The following is a 16,416-nucleotide window of genomic DNA, read 5'->3' as shown; positions in this document are numbered from 1 at the left end:
GGGAACGACTCCGGCAAATGTAACGTCCTCCCTGAGACACCTGAGCCTCCGCGGCCCCCACCGGAAATTTATGAATGTTTCATGTCACTGCGATCGCGAGCCAGCGCAGGTAACGGCAGAGGTCAGCCGAGCAGGATCAATCCGCCCGGCAAGGTCCGTCGACGGACGCTGAACGCTAGTTCGATCTGGGCCAGGGCATCGTCGGGACGATCGATCTTGAAGCGACCGTTGACGGGGCTTTCTGCGAGGCTTCGGTCCAGCAGAACGATGCGGCCCGACCGGTAGCGATTCAACTCGTCGATCACGTCACCGAGCGGCGTCATGTTGAAGATCATCAACCCACGCTGCCACGCAGAAGCGACCGCAGGATCGATGGTAAGAACATCTTCAATCACGTCGGCCCGATAGCTGACCTGCTGACGAGGGCCGAGCGTCATGGTGCGGTCAGGATGCTCGATCCGGACTTCGTTCGCGAAGCATGTCACCCGCACATGCGCACCGATATGGCGGATATCAAAACGCGCATTCGTGGCGGACGCCCTGCCGTTGCCGGCAACGACCTCGAACTGCCGCGGGCGGCTTTCCGGAAGCGCGAACGAGGCCTCGCCTGCAATCAGTTCGATGGCATCCGACGCCACCGAGATGCTCGTTCGTGCATTCATCTCGATCGCAACCCCGTCGGACACCGAGATAGTCCGTTGCTCGCCGACACCGGTACGGAAATCGGCCTGCAATTCGGCGAACGATGGCCAGAGATCGAGCGGTGGCTTCACCAGCATCACCCCGGCTGCGGAGGCTGCAAGCGCGCCGCCGATGAAGGCGCGGCGCCCCATCGTCCTCGCGCGTCGCGCAGACAAATCCGACGGCGTCCGGCTGTCCTCGAGAACGCGCGCCGCGGGGCCGAACTGACGCCACAGCCGGCTTGCGGCGGAGAACGCAGTTGCATGCGCGGGGCTCCGCCCGCACCATTCGCGCAGCGCATCCGCGTCGGTTGCGGTGGCCTCCCCCGATGTGAGGTGCCGGACCCATGCATGGGCTTCACGGTCGAGAGGCGCCAGTTCATGCGTGGATTGCATCGTCATATCTTTTTCCAGCCAAACCGCGTCGCGCAATATTCCTGCGCCTGCTGCAATTCCTTGTCGACCATGCTCACCGATATTGAGAAACGTTTGGAGATCTGCAGCCGCGACGCTCCTTCGACGCGCGATGCCAGCAGGATCGCGCGCTGCCGCGCCGGCAGCCGTGCGAGGATCGCGCCGAGACGCGCGATATCGGAACGGCCTTCGAATATCTGCAATGCATCGGGGGCTTCGTCGGCGATGTGGAGCAGCCCCTCAACTTCGACCGCCGACAACCGGCGCTGGTCGGCGCGCACGCGGTTGAGAGCAATGTTGAAGGCGGTCCTGAACAAATAAGCGGTCGGGTTGCGCACCGTCCCGGTCAGCTCGGCGCCGTTCAGGCGCAAATAAGTGTCCTGCAGTGCCTCTTCGGCCCATTCCTGCGAGCCAAGGCGACGCGCCAGCCGGGTTTTGAGATCGCCATACCGGTTGATCAAAAGCTCCTGCAACGCCAGCAGCGCCGACGCACTCTGCGGGCGCGATGAGAAGCGATCGGCCGGCTCCGGCTTGGCGGGCAAATGCGGTTTCTCAGCCATTGCGGCCGGCACTTCTGGTCGGACGGCAATCGACGGTGCCGCCGGACGATGTCGGCAGCACGACGATCGTGAACGGCTGCGGCATATGAGCGGGCGCCGGCCGCCCGATCGCAAGCGATTGCAGCGCGTTGAAAATGGCGTCGTCGCGCTTGTCGTCGCCGGACGATCCAAGCAGGTTGAAATGCTCGACCCCGCCTGCCGGTCCGACCCCGAAATTCAGCGCGACACGGTAGTCTCCCGGACGCGTCAGCGTGCTTCCACACAGCACATAGCTGATCTTTTCCTGAAGCAGCGCGGAGTAACCCTGCTGGATCGCATCCTGCTGTATGATGCCCGCTCGCGCCACAGCATTGACCGGTTTCATCGCCGGCGAGACGCCAGGAGCCGCGACGATCGCGAAAGCATCTGCCGCGGCGTATTCCGCCCGCAGACCGCTATCGTGCAGGAGCAGCGCAAGTGCCGCGGTCGGCGTGAAGCGCCCCGCCACCGTCTTCGACACGCGCCCGACAGTGAGACGCCCCTGATAGAGCCCGACGATGCCCGTCGTGGCGCTGTATCGATCAAGCGCCGACGCCAGAGACTGCCGAGGAATGTCAAACTGCAAAACCGTGTCCGGCGCGACCGTCTCGGATAGTGCCACCCGCGAATTCGCGATCAAGGTGAATGGGAGCACGCTGGATACCAAAAAAGTGACGCGAATGACTGCGTGCCATCGGCGATAGCGGCTCGATGAGCACCAGATCTTCACGCCGACACATCCTGAACAGGAATACGATGCGGTCGCACGCCAGCAACGACCGATAGCCCGTCCGTTTCTTACGCTCGTTTAGGTAACAGTTTGGTGACATCCCCGGCCAACTCGGTGCAGGATGAGATGGCTGCGTTCGAGAAGCGCGAGCATGAGCTTCGGAAACAGGCACGAATGGATCGGGCTGCCGAGCTACGGCTGCCGATCTCCATCGAGAGTTAGATGTACTGGCGAAGTGATCTTCGCTTGTAAATTGCGGTTTCTCGCCCCCGCGTCTTGGCCTGCTTGGTAGCAGCAAACAGCTTCCGCACATGATGCAACAGGCCGGTATAGTTTGCGAGCCGGGAGCGCGGCGTACGGCCGATCGGCTTTTAGTCGATCACCACGAGCCACTCGATCTAAGGCATCCCGCCGGCGATCTCGCCGCCGCGCCTCTCGACCGCGGCATCCAGACATTCATCCCTTCTCGGACCATACGTAGAGCGTCCCGTTCACGCTCTACCAAAATACGAAGGGAACACGATGCGCCGCGAGAACGTGCCAGCGCCAGAACAGGGGATAAAGTCGTTACGCCCCGGACCGCAGCAGCGCGGCGTCCAAAGGTTCCGATCATTCATGGGCATTCCTCCGACATCACGTCCGATAACGGATGCCGAGCGGCCCGCGGGCTGCGCGCTTCGAGCTAGCGAGGCAACGGAGGTCACGCGGACGAGCCCGAACAGCATCGATAACGGGAGCAGGCAATCGTTGTAAATAGCGCCCCACGACAGACGCGCGTTGATGAACATGCCACGTTAGCCCCGGCGCGGCGAGATTCCGAGCCCTTGCGGGTCACGTCCATCCTCGAACGACACAGCGATACATTGACGTCGACGCCGATGCGCAGGGAAAGGTCGTTCAGCAGCTCTAATTCGAGTCCAGTCGATCTGTGCTTGCGACTATCGTCTTCAAGCCTGCGTTGGTACGAGCAGCTGTAACTCAGCTCTGAAAGCCACGCTGACTTTGCCGACAAGGGCCGTGCCCTCAACTTTTGCAGTCTTGCCGGCATAAGATCCGGAGAACCCGCAGCTGACTTCCCGTCCACCAAACAAGAGGTTCTTCCCGGGCGCATCGGTGTGTTGACGCGTCATCAACTCGCCGCGCCATCGTCCATTCTTGGCATCGAAGGTCCCTGTGTAATAAAAGAAGCTGTCGCCTCCGATAAGCGCTCCATCCTGCAAGTTGATGATGCCAGACGCCCGGCGTCGATCCTCTCCGTCCATCGAGATGCGTATCGAATAGAGCCCGTTGGCAATTGGCATGGACAGGTCCGGTTCGAACGAGGCTAAGTCGGCTCAAATATAAATGTCGCGCGGACAAATTTAGAGCTCACAACGAGATAAATACATCGAATCTCGGTTAAGGCATGCATTAGAGCGTTCCCGCTTCCGTTGAGAAATTACCAAAAGCGTAAAAGGACATCGGTGACCTGAGACACGGATGGATCCTGATCCATATGACAGTCGACCAAAGCCGGCAACGGTCGTTAAGCGAAGCCAGCTAGCGAGATGGGAATACTCTAGTCCATCTGGAACTGCGGCATCCGACTTCCGCCGGACCAAAGCCGAGTCATCCGGCCTCCTGATTGTCGGCATCATCTACATCATGCCGAGCTCCGCGGCATTTCGGCGCACTCCGGTCCTCCTGGTCATCAATATCGCCTTCGGGGGACGATCATTCAACGTCTACACGCTTTGATGGCGGTGGTCCGGTGGGGACGAATTGCTCGTCGCGAGAACCTTTGGTCACGGCGAACAGACGACCAACGCGATTGAGCGTGATCTCAGGCACAGAGAACGCTGCCGTGCCGGGACAGAGCCACAAAGGGTTTAGTTCGGCACGGGCCCGTGCCGCAAGTGCGGATAAACGCGCCGTTGGTGCTACGATTGAAACGCCGCTGCTGCTCGATTGATGTGAAACTATTCGTGACAGCCGTTCACAACCGCTTGCCCGCGCGCAAATCGCTCTAGCGCTACCTGATAGACATTTTCGCCCGCTCTTCATCCGTCAGCTTCTTTTTCTGCTCGTCGTTCAAGATGCCGCTACCGACGACCTGAAACATTGAGTTTGGATCATAGCTTTGTCGGTCGTCGTTCTGGCGACGACGCTTCGGCGCATCTTCCGTTTCGGGCTGGGCCGACGAGTCACTGCCCCCGCCATAGCCGAGTACTTCGACGATGATGATAGACGGCTGCGCGTTGCCGCTGCCTTGCGGTGGTGTCGTCGTCTGCTGCGTTGCCGCCGTTGCGTTCGATGTCGATAGCGCGGCGGTGATGCTTGGCGCCTGCACGGTCGGGATGCCCGAGGACGAGCCCTGCACCGCGATGTTGGCCGCGTTGACGATCTGCAATGCGGCGAGGTTGACGTTGCCGGAGACGCGGATGCCGGCCTCGCCGGCGTCGATGGTGCCGAGCGGGGCGATCAGGTCGATGTCGCCTGCCGGGACTTCCGGGATCGGGTTGAGCGTCGCGATGCCGGCGCCCGAGGACGGCGCCACCGGTGCCAGCGCGACATTGCCGTAGATGTCGTAGGTCCGCTTCGGCGGGGTGTAGACCACCGTGGTTTTCGAACCACGGCCGGCGTTGATGTCGCCCTGCGCCGACCAGGCCAGGATATTTCCGCCGAAGGTCGTCATGATGCGTGAGAGGCCGAGCAGGATCGAGTCCTTAGAATACATCGAGATGTTGCCGGCGCCCTGCGTCACGACGCCCGATGTCGCGGGCGGCACCTGCCCTTCGACGCCGATGATCTGTCGGCCGCCCGGCGTCAGCATCTGGATGTCGCCGCCGAATAATGTGCGAATGCCGCCGCCCGGCCTGACATTGGGGCCGAGCGCGGCCGCCGTTGTGAGCATTGTGATATCGCCGTCATAGGTCCGGTCGGCCGGAAACAGCGCGGCGATGGCAGCACGGCCACGCTGATAGGATCCGTAGCGCGAGCTTGTCCGATCGTTGTATTCGCGGCCGCCCGCCTTCAGTTCGGCGAAATAGACCTGGCGCAGCAGGATGTTCTGCTGCTCCGGCGCCAGCGCTGCGAAATAGGCGCGGGCATCGGCGGCGTCGCGGGCGACATAGCCGAAGCGGTCCTTGAGCCAGGCGATGAGGTCGTCCTGATAGGTTCTGGCGACCTTGCCGGGCTGGTCGGCGAGCGGCGTGCCCGCCACCGCCTGGTTGGCCGGATCGAGATAGAGCCGTGCCAGCGCCGCATAGTCCGGCCCGGCAGCGCCGACGCCCGCCATCACCGAGATCGAGGCACCGGGGCGCGTGTCGCCGGAGACGACGGCGCCATAGGAGATGATCGAACCCCTGTCGCTCAGGTACTGATCGCCCTTGTCGCTCTGATAGATGTTGCGGCCGGCCGAGACCTCGAGCTGGCCCGGCCCCCAGATTCCGATCACGGAGTTCAGGATGTCGCGGCCGGCGGAGATGACGGAGACGTCGGTCGGATCGTTGTTGAGGATATAGGCATTGGTGAGAATGTCGCGGCCCGCCCGCATCACGACGGGCTTGGCCGCGAGCAGCTGGGTGGCGTTACCGAGACTGGCGTTATTGTAGTAGTCACCGACCGTCAGCATCACGTCGCCGGCCGTCGCATAGAGGCGGATCGGATCGTGGTCGCCGGCATGAAGATCGGTCGCCGTGGTGCCGCTGGTCATGATGGCTTTACCGAACAGGCTGTCGCCGGCCAGCAATTCCAGGCGTCCAGTGCTGGTCGGGGACAGCATCAGTGCCACAGTGATCGAACCGGAGGGCGCGATGGCCGTGAAGTTGGCCGGATCGAAAATCAGATTGTCGCTATTGCCGGCACCCGGGCCCGCCACCGGAAGCTGGCTGAGACTTCCGCCGGCCGAAAACAACCTTGTGCCGCTGCGTTCGGTCCAGAGCGACACACCGTTCGGAGACAGATCGGTGGCCGTGAGCACGGCCGCCGTACCGCGAGACTGCAGGTCGATGGTGCCGTCGGCAGTCACCAGCCGCAGCGGCGTGTAGAATGTGCGCTCGCGCGGCTGGGTGGTGTCGGCGGCGCGCGGGTCGTAGATGGACGAACCGTCGGGATTTCGCAGGCCGTAGCCGCTGCTCAGAAGCTGGCCGACCGATCCGGCCTCGATTGCGGTGTCGCCGCGCAGATTGACCACGGCGCCGGTGCCGTAGCCCAGGAAATCGGTGAGGGATCCGTTGGTATAAACGCCGGTATTGATGCGGCCGCCGACATCGAGTTGCAGGGTGCCGCCGCCGAATTGGCTCGGCGTGCCGCCCGCGACATAGCCGCTGCCGGCGACCACGAGATTGAAGGAGTCGTCGGAGTGCGTATATGGCGCGCTGTTGTCTCTCACATTCCAGTTGCTGGTGGAGCCGGCGTCGCCGCCGGCTGTCACGCGGACATTGCCACCGCCGAGAGTACCGATGCCGGAAAAGCCGCCGAAATAAATGCCCCAGGAAGTCGCCTCGCCCGTCGACGGGTTACCCTGACGCCACAGCCAGTTGGACGGATCGCTGCTGTTCGTGCCACTATCAGTATATTCGATCCCATAGCTACGCAGATCGCCCTGGGCGGTCAGGCTGAAATCGCCGCCGTGATCAGTGAAGTACATGCGCTGAGTGTCCGACGCCGTCTTGTTATAGGCATCGGTGTCGGCCACCTGCGTGCCGGCGGTGTAGATGCCGTACAGCGAATTCTGCTTGAAATCGCCGCCGGCGCGCAGGTCGAGCGAGCCGGTGCCGGTGCGCAGGACCGAGGCGACCTCAAGGCCGGTGTTCGGGTTGGTGGTGACCGGCGCATCCAGCACCAGGCTGCCGTAGCCAAGTCCGACGGCGCGCAATGCCGAGGCGGCCGCAAGCGTGCGCAGGTCGGCGGACGCCAGATCGGCGCCGGCGACCAGCCGCAGCGAAGCGCTTTGCGTGCCCGACGCCTGCATGACCGCGCCCGCCGATGCGCCGGATTGGCCTGGAATGCTCGGGATGCCGGCCGTAAACGTCGCGGCGATGACCGGCAACGTAACGCCTGGGTCGATATAGAGCTCTCCTAAATACAACGGAGTTCCCGCCCTGACGGTATCGCCGGGATTGTAGGAGTTGTTGCCGAGGTAAAGTCCGAACTCATAACTCGGCGTATTGGGAACGACCCAATCCGTGGCCATGTAGTATTCGGTGCTATAGTCGAAACTGTAGTAACCCCCTGCACCGTCAGGATCGAATGTCGCGGGAATATCGACAACGCCGTCATAGATATTCGGCGTTCCCGGGATGCCGGGCGTGCCGACAAATCCGTCGGAAATGCTGCCCTTGACGGTGAGCGTGCCGGCGGCGCGGATCACCAGCGCCATCGGCTCGCCGGCGCCATAGGTGGCCGAGCTTGCGTCGCGGTTAGCATTGGCGCCATAGCGATAGCCTGACAGATCGAGATCGCCATCGGTGGAGAGATCGCCCCTCGAAGCGATCTCGACGCCTGGCCGTAGGTGAAAGGCACTGCCATAGGCGGTGAGACCAGCGATGCGGGTCTGCAAGCCGCCATTGCCGAGCGCGGCGTTGATGAAGCTGACATTCGCCGCATCGTAGCCATCGAGCGTGGTTTGGGTGATCACGCTGCCGCCCGGCAGTGTGTAGGTCCAGAACGCGTTCAGCGCGATGCTGGCGGCGCCGTTGATCGCGAGCGGACCGCCGGCCTCGATCCTGACGTCGCCCGATGTCTCGCCGGTGCGCGGCGCGTTGAGCACCACCTGTCCATAGGCGCCACCCGGCGTCGACAGGTCCAGCGTCGCACCGGGAGTGAGCCGCAGCGTGCCGATCTTTGCGGTCAATTCGATGTGGCCGCGATTGTTGGCCTCGATCGGCGCGCCGCGACCATCAACGGCGAGCACCGTGCCATGGACGTCGAGAACGGCGGTTGAGGCCAGGGTCAGGTCGTCGCGCGCCGCCAGCGAGATGCTGCCGACATGCGTGCCCGAGGCGTCGATCCGGCCATTAATGGTGAGTGAGCCGCCATCGGCGGAGATCGCGACGGTCCTGGCGCGCACCTCGTCGCCGATGGTGAGGTCGCCGGTCTTGATCACGAAGCTGCGCGCCTCGAAGAAGCCGGCGCCGTTCAGCTTTTGGTTGAAGCCGGCGAAATCGGCGAGGCTGGTGACGCGCAGATCGATGCTGCCGGAGGCTACGCCCTGCCGGCCGGCGCCGGCCAGGCTGCCGGCGAATTCGACGGTGCCGCCGTTGCCGGTCGCCGTGACCGTGATCGACCCGGCCTCGCCGCGCGTCGACGAGATGTCGATGCTGGACGTGGCCGCCTGGGTGATGGCGCCATTGGTGGCTTCCAACACGAGATCGCCGCCCCAACTATATTTGGTGACGTCGAAAAAACGCACCGCGCGGCCGGCGAGGTCGATGGCGGCGCGGCGGTCGAGCACGATGCCATTGCCTGCAGTGATGGATAGCCGGCCGCTCGGCAGCGCCACGGCGGTATCGATGCTAACCTGGTTGCCGAACAGCTGGATGTCGGCGCCGAGTGCGGTGACCGACGCGGTCGCCGCGGCGCCCGCCGCCGGCGCGCTGACGCTCAGGCCGCCGCCGGTGCGATAGGTCATCGACGAGCCTGCCTCGCCGGTCAAAAGCGGCGTGACGAGGTTCAGCGCGCCACCCTGGCCGGCATAGGTCTTAGCGTCGAAGCCCGCACCGGGGTTGGGTCCCGAGGCATAGACCGAGAGCGTGTTGCGGTTGTTGGCGGTGATGCGTTCGCGGGCATTGAGGTTCACCACCGAGAAGCCGAGCGCCAGCCGGTCGAGCGCGGTCTGGTCCTGGCTGCGGGCGCCCGGCGCATAGCCGAACACGATGTTGCGGGCATCGATGGTCAGGCTGCCGGCGCCGGTGCCGGCACCACCTGCCGTCACCGCGCCGGGGGTGGCGCTGACGAACGGGCTGCCCGGCACGCCGACGCCGCTGCTGACGCCGCTCCACACTACCGTGTCGGCGGCGATCGAGGCCTGGTCCGAGACGGCGCCCCAGCCATAAAGTGCGGGCGTCGCCAGCACCAGGGTTGGAGCCACGCCGGCCTTGCCGGTCAGGTCGAGCCGCGCATTGCCGTAGAAATTGATCGACTGGCTGGCCGCCAGCGTGATCTGCTCCAGCGGCGTACTCGATCCGAGCAGGCGATCGATGATTTGCTGGGTCAGGTTGATGCCGCCCGTGCTGCCGCCATCATTGAGGCTTTGCGCGCTGCCGATGTTGAAAGCCGTGGCCGCCAGCGCGAGATAGCGTGCTTCGAGATTGACATCGCCGAGCGTCTGCGCGCCGCTGCTCGACAGCGCGATGGTGCCACGCGTCAGGAGCGATGCGCCATCCGCGATGGCGATGGTGCTGGGCGAGGAGCCGCCCGTCGCGCCGAGAAAGTTCAGCTGGCCGTTGCCGACCGCGAGCGCGGCGCTGCTGCCCAGGCCATTCCCGGGAGACGAGACATTGAACACGTAGCCCAACGAGGAATCGAGCAGGTTGGTGGCACCCTCTCGCGTGTCGATCGTCGCGCCGCTTTCGATGGTGACCGCGTTCTTGGCCAGCAGGAACACCTGCCCGGCCTTAAGAACCGCACCGGCGCGCAGAACCGTGTTATCGGAGGCGGCAGCGAGGACGACCTGCGACCCGAACGTTGTGGGGCCCACCGCCTGCGGATTGACCACGTTCTGGAGGCTGTAGCCGCCGCCGAGCGCCAGCGTGCCGGCGTTGAAACGCGACAGGTGTTCGGCGGTGACCGAGGCCATGCCGGCGGTTGCCGCGGAACCCACCGCCCTCACCTCGATCGCGGTGGCGAGGCCCAGTCTGCTGCTAGTGGTCACGAACAAGGTGCCGGCCTGGCCGCCGTCGTCGGCGGTAAGGTCGGCGCTGCCGCGGAAGTCGAGCACATTGCCGGTGTTGGAGCCAAAATCGATCGAGATCGACGAAGCGTCGCGCTCTAGGCGCGGGGTTACCCCGCCGAAGGTGGCGGCATTGGCGATGGCGAACTGGCTGTAGCTGGTCTCGTTATATTGCGAATAAGTGCGGACCGTCGCCGCCGGGGTGATGATCACCCGCGTCGACAATGAGTCGCGCAAACCTGTATTGGCCGTGCCGAGCATGCCGGTGGCGACATAGGAGCCGTTGGCCAGCCGGACAGCGTCCTGAGCAAGGGTGGTCTTTGCTCCGAGCTCGATGCGGTAGGCGCCCGGCAGCAGTGCATAGGTCGCCGGCATCAAAGTGTAGGTGCCGGCCGGCAAGTCGCCGACCGCGCGGTCCAGCGTGATCTGCCTGCCGATCGCCGGCATCGCAGCGTCGGGGGTCGCCGGCGCGTAGGCGGATGCATTGCTGGGTACCAGCGCATAGACCTGCGCTTTCGCAGTGCTGTAGGTGTTGGCCGGATTGGCGTTGACCAATGCGGTGCGCAACACATCGACCGAGCCGCCGCGTCCGGTAATGAAGCCTGCTCCGGTCAGCGAACCGCCGCCGGAGACGTCGATCAGCGATCCCGGCTCGGCCGTCAGCGTCGCGCTGGCGAAGGCGACGCCGCCGTTGAACGTCGCCAGATCGGAAAAATAAACTGTCTCCTTGTTATAGAGCCAGGACAGTCCGTCCACGGTGCCACCATAGGGCATTGTCAGCCCGTCGGCGCTGACCGAGGTGGTGCTGCGGGCGCCGAGCGTGACATGCGAGACATATTGTACAGTGCCCCCGCTGACAGTGTCATAATAGGAATAATTTTCTTTACCGAAAGCGATCGTCCCGAGTGGTGCGCGGACGATACCGTTCTGATGGATAGTCGGCGCATTCAGGGTCAGCGATCCGAACGCCGATAGCGGCACGGCGGGGTTGTCGCCGAGGCCGTTGATGGTCAGCGTCCAGTTGGGATCGCCGACGGTCGGGTTTTGGTTCGGGCCGACCTGTATCACCCCGACCCCGCCAGTGACCGGATAGAGCTGCGAGGCGGTGATGGTGAGATTTCCTCCCCCCAAATATAGCCCCGCAGGGGCGATCGCGTAGCTGGCTGGGTCGGCGGGGTCGAACAAGGCATCGCGGAGGTATCTGATCCCGGCGAAGCGGATGTCGCCAGAGCTATTCAGCGCGACATGCGCGAAGCCTCGATCCTGCACCGCGCCGAACGAAGACGATGCACCGAAGTACACTGCATTCCAGACATCGATGAGCGCAGCAGAGATTGTCAGGCTGCCGGAGTTGGTAGCCCCGACATCCAGGTTTATCGCTGCAGCGTCCTTGACCGCAGCGGCGCCATCCAGAAGCACATATGGCGCAGCCAGAACGACGCTCGACGCTGCCTCTGTATGCGTGAGCATCCCGCGATGCAGTAACAGGGACATTGGCAGGTTCAGGGAGACATCACTAGCGAAGGTGAACTTGTTCCGCGACCACAGGTCGAGCGTAGCGAATCCGCCGGCCGCGACTTCGGCGGCACTGATGCGCGCCTGACCGACTGGCAGAGCCCCGGCGTCCGCAGGTGTCAGATCGGCGCTGAGACCTGATCCGACCCTATCCTGCGTCACGGTCACGATGCGCGACCGTGGATCCAGCACTGAGCCCTGCTGAGCGGCAACAAGCATGGACTCGAGCACGAAATTGAGCGTGCCGCCAGCCGCACTGGCACCACCGGAGCGCGCCTCCAGAAATCCGTCGTTGAAGATGCTCTTGGTCGAACCGATGCGGATCAGACCGCCCTCACCGGCCAGCGCGACAGGTGTGGCCGCGCTGGACAAACCATAGGCCTGCGCGACATCGATCGTCGCGGCTGCACCGTTGGCCAGAAGCCGCGCACCTGGCCGGATCACCACCGGCGTCCCCATCGCATTCAGCATCGACCAGTTGCCAACGGCGTCGGCGGTCGACGAGTTGCTCTCCAGCCCGATCAGCAGCGAGCCGCCGGCCTGCGCAAAACCGTAGCGTCGCCCCCGACTGTCGATGCCGGTGGCTGCCGCGCCCGAGACGTCAAGCAGCGCGTCCTCTCCAATCCAGAGAACGCCGTTGTTATTGTTGGAAATCGCAGCTGTGAGATCAGGCAGCAAGGCGATGGTGCCGCCATGGGCGAGCAGTTCGCCTTCGACGACGATCCGGTTCGATGATGTCAAACGGATCGACTGCGCGGGATCGACTGCCACGCTGGCGCCGCTGCCGACCCTGATTTCACTGCCTGCGAGCACGAGGCTGGCGCCCGCCCGCTGGGTCAGCGTGCCCTTGTTGGGATTTTCCAGATAGAGCGACGGCAGCACCAGATCTGCCGCAGGTGCTCGATCGCTGCCGGCCGCCAGCCCATAGGCCGACGCCGAGAGTTGATAGACGGGCATAGTCACATCGACCTTGGCTCCGTCGCTGACGTAGACTCCGCGATTGCCATTGACCGCATAGTTGGAGAAACCGGAGCCGAACAGGCCGGGATCGAGTTGCAGTGGGACCTGCACCGCCGCCGTCTGCGGCAACACTGCGCCGCGCGGGATGTTGATGCCCGCTTGCAGCGTCAAATTGAAGGGCACTATATTTCCAGCAGCATAGGCCGCATTCAGGGGGTAATATCTCGCTGTGAATGTGGCGTAGACACCCTGCGGAATGGTAATCGTTGCGTCGTCGGGCAACCCCGCAAATCGGAAGGTGGGAATACTCCCGGCCGGCAGTGTGCCGCCCTTCGGTAAGAAGACATCCCTTCTGCCCGGCGCAGCGTAAGTGAGATCGTACGGGACGTTGGCCCAGTCGGCAGTGGTCGCACCGTTGTCCTGTATTGGGCCGTTTGCCTGCTTCGCCGGTATCGGGATTCCGACAAGCGACGTGCCCACGGTGAAGGTTCTCACAGCGTCGACCGGGAGCGGCACGCCGGCCGGAATGACCAAATCCTGCGTCAGCGTGAGGCTGTAGGGCGCGGCAACGCCCGCCGGCAATTGCCCCGAGGAGAGATCGACCGTCGCCTCGCCGATCACCACCGGTGCGCCGGTGCGGATCGTCAGGGCACCGCCCTTGCTGAAGCCATAGGAAGCCAGCGTGCCGTCCAGCGTCAGCGTTGCAGCGATCAGCGACGATTGATGCGACGTGTCGGTCCAGTCGAAGGTTGATAGCGTGATGTCGCCGCCCTTACCGCCGGTGAATTTGCCGTTGGCGAGGATCGCGCCGCCCGCGGAAGCGTTGATCCGCGAGCCCTTGTCCAGCGTGACGTCGCCAGACTTGGTGGTTTGCGTATTGTCGCCGCCGGTCAGTTTGAGCGAAACCTTGCCGCCATCGATAAAGGCAAGGCGCGACAGATCGGCGTAGGGATCGGTGAGCGCGTTGATCCACAACCCGCGGGTATCGATCGTGGCGCCGCCATGCAGTCCGATATGGACCGCGCCATTGGCATCGATCAGCCCCACCGAACCGGCCAGGCTGCCGAGCGACACGCTGCCGCCGCGCGCGGTGAGAGCGGCATGGACGTCGATGCTTGGCGCGGCGAAATCGACGTTGCCTCCGGGAGTCAGCATCACGGCATCGACGACGGCGATGCCCTTGGTCGACCAAACGGTGAGGCCGCCGAGGCCGAAGCTGCTGATCGCATCGGCGCTGAACCAGCTCGTGCCGGTGCGATCGGCGGGCGCCGCGGCGTTACTGAAGGTGACCTGCGTGTCTGAGGCCAAGACCGTCGGAATGTTGTTGACGATACCATAGCCCTGAAGCGCCAGCGTGCCCGGCAGCGCCGCGGTATTCTGTGTAAGCCTGTAGCTGTCGGCGACGCCAGACGGCCGCACGCCGCTCTGGCGCTGGCCGTTGACGACCTTGGCGATTATATCGCCCTCGAACATGCTCGTCGGCGTTGATAGAACCAGCCTGCCCGCATCGCGGCCGACGCTGTAGCCGTCTTCCCAGCGCATGGACGTGCGGCCGCGGTCAAAAATGCTGGACCATGTTTCGGTCAACCGCTTATCGACCTGGCCCTGGATGTTATGGGTTCGAGAAAAACCGCCGGCAAAGTTTACGAAATCGAGATCGGCCGGCGCCTGATCCACACTGTAGCGGCGACCATCGCTGCCGATCAGATTGGTAGAGCGGATCCAGCCAGCGGCATAGTCCAGCGAGCCGCCGGAGATGTCGAAGGTCGATCCCTTCTGCGCGATCACTTCGGGTGCCGCCAGCGTGATGCTGCCGCCAATGGCTGCCCATTCGCCAATCTTGTGGGTGGTAGTGCCGAGATAGCCACCGACCTCAAGCAGCCCGCCCGCTGTGTAGTAGCGATCCGACGCATATCCGCCGGTGCCGGCGGGGACCAGCGTGAGGCTGCGCACATCGATCCAGACGTCATTGTTCTTGAGCACGTCGGAATCGCGGTTCTGCGGACTATCGCGCAGTTCGTTGCCCTGAATGTTGACCTTGATGTTGTTGGAGGCCATCGCCAGCGCAACATTGCGCACGCCGGAGGCATCGAGCGAGGCACCGTCTTCAGCAAAGATGCGCTTGCCGGCCGACACCGCGATCTGACCGCCTTGTGACGAGGTGGTCGAGCCGCCCTTGAAGGTCACGATGCCGCCGGTGACGATCTCGACGCGGGACTGGTCCTGGCGGTCGGCGAGCAAAGAGAGATTATCGAAGACACCGGTGGTGCTGCCAGCACGCAGCAGGTTGGCGGCGGTCGATGCTTTGATCAGCGCATCACGCTGGCTGTCGAGCGCCGTCTCGGTGCTGTCGAGTTCGGGAATCACACTGGTCAGGCTACCGGCACCGAGCGTGATGTTGCCTGCACTGTCCGAGGCCGAATTGAGCAGATGGATCGTGCCGCGGGTGTTCACCGACGTCGTGGCGATCAACGCGCCGCTCTGAGTGAGCGTGCGACCAGCCAGCGTGATGTCGCCTTGCTGGGCGAAGATCAAACCGCTGTTGGTGACATTGCCGCTCGAGCTGCCGACCGCGATCACCGGCGCGACCTCACCCCCACGGGTCGTGGAAGCCGTATTGGCCTGAGTTCCGAGGCCTGGACGCAGGATGAAGTCGTCGCCCGCTGCCAGCATCGCCTGGCCCTTCGGCGTGCCGATCGAACCGGCATTCTCAACTGATGAACCCAGCAGCAGCACGAAGCCGCCGCCAGACGTCACCGACGACGGCGCATTGGTGTTGATCGAAGACCCCGCCTCAACCACAACCTTGCCGCCGGCTGCGGTGAACGACGGCGCGTAAGTCGTCCCGGTGTGGGTCGAATAGATGCCTTTTTTGCGGAACTGATCGTCGGTGACCCCCGCACTGGAAGCGATCAACGATCCGACATTGATCTGGCTGTTGCCGCCGAAAATGATGCCGCTCTGGTTGATCACATAGACCTGACCGTCGGCCTTGATGTTGCCGAGGATCTGGCTGGGCGCGGTCGCGTTGTTCACGCGGTTCAGCGCTACCCAGTTGGCGTTGCCTTGTTGATCGAAAGTCAGCGTGGTCCGCGCACCGACATTGAACGATTGCCAGTTCAGGATTGCCCGAGACTCGGTCTGCCGGATCCCGACCTGGGTCTGGCCCGCACTGTCCACGCTCTGCGTCGGCGCATTGGCGCCGGTCCAGCCAGCGGGAGCGTTCGGAAGCAGGCCACCGGCGCCGAGCCCGTTCGGCACGATAACGGGCGCTGTGGTGGACGTCTGACGAGCGGCAGCAGCTGCCCGTGCGGCGGCTTGCATGCCCTGAACGTCCAGGATCGTCCTCGCCGCCCGCGCCAGCGAATTCTGCGTCTGCCGCGCCATCGCTGCCGCCTGCTGCGCCGCATAGGCCGCCGCATCCGAGGCGACCGTCGGCGCCGGCACCACGCCGGTGGCACCGCCGCTCAGGGGCCGCGCGTAAGCCGCGTGTGCTGTCATCAGAAGAACAGCGAGGCTCGTTCCGGTGAGCAACGCACGACGGAACTCATTGCTGCGACGACGGCGAACAAAAGCGAGATCGGACATGGACACTCCTGCGCGGCCGCAGTGTTGCAGCCCGCTCTCCCGACTATGAAGAGAACGTCACTTTGGTGACGGGAGTAG

Annotated in this window: 5 protein-coding genes; all 5 read right to left on the bottom strand. The window is 64.0% G+C overall.

The window, feature by feature from the left end:
* Window positions 1–122: 122 nt before the first annotated feature.
* The 5 genes from AC1DUY_RS22235 to AC1DUY_RS22215 all read right to left on the bottom strand — a co-directional run bounded on the left by AC1DUY_RS22235 (window position 123) and on the right by AC1DUY_RS22215 (window position 16,338).
* Window positions 123–1,082 (bottom strand): FecR family protein, encoded by a 960-nt coding sequence (locus AC1DUY_RS22235; protein WP_478117131.1) that lies wholly within the window; start codon window positions 1,080–1,082, stop codon window positions 123–125.
* Window positions 1,079–1,654, bottom strand: a complete 576-nt coding sequence (locus tag AC1DUY_RS22230; protein ID WP_478117129.1) for an RNA polymerase sigma factor — start codon at window positions 1,652–1,654, stop codon at window positions 1,079–1,081. Before AC1DUY_RS22230 ends, AC1DUY_RS22235 begins: the two co-directional genes overlap by 4 nt.
* Window positions 1,647–2,327 carry a hypothetical protein gene (locus tag AC1DUY_RS22225; protein WP_478117127.1) on the bottom strand — a complete coding sequence of 227 codons (681 nt, stop codon included), beginning with the start codon at window positions 2,325–2,327 and terminating at the stop codon, window positions 1,647–1,649. The genes AC1DUY_RS22230 and AC1DUY_RS22225 overlap by 8 nt, the downstream gene beginning before the upstream one ends.
* A 1,022-nt stretch (window positions 2,328–3,349) precedes the next feature.
* Window positions 3,350–3,703 (bottom strand): GrlR family regulatory protein, encoded by a 354-nt coding sequence (locus AC1DUY_RS22220; RefSeq protein ID WP_478117125.1) that lies wholly within the window; start codon window positions 3,701–3,703, stop codon window positions 3,350–3,352.
* A gap of 710 nt (window positions 3,704–4,413) precedes the next feature.
* Window positions 4,414–16,338 (bottom strand): filamentous haemagglutinin family protein, encoded by an 11,925-nt coding sequence (locus AC1DUY_RS22215; protein ID WP_478117123.1) that lies wholly within the window; start codon window positions 16,336–16,338, stop codon window positions 4,414–4,416.
* Between the last annotated feature and the right edge of the window lie 78 nt (window positions 16,339–16,416).

Source organism: Tardiphaga sp. P4_G1, from assembly GCF_056401215.1.
The sequence above is the reverse complement of the archived record's forward strand: the minus strand, read 5'-3'. Positions and strand labels throughout refer to the sequence as shown.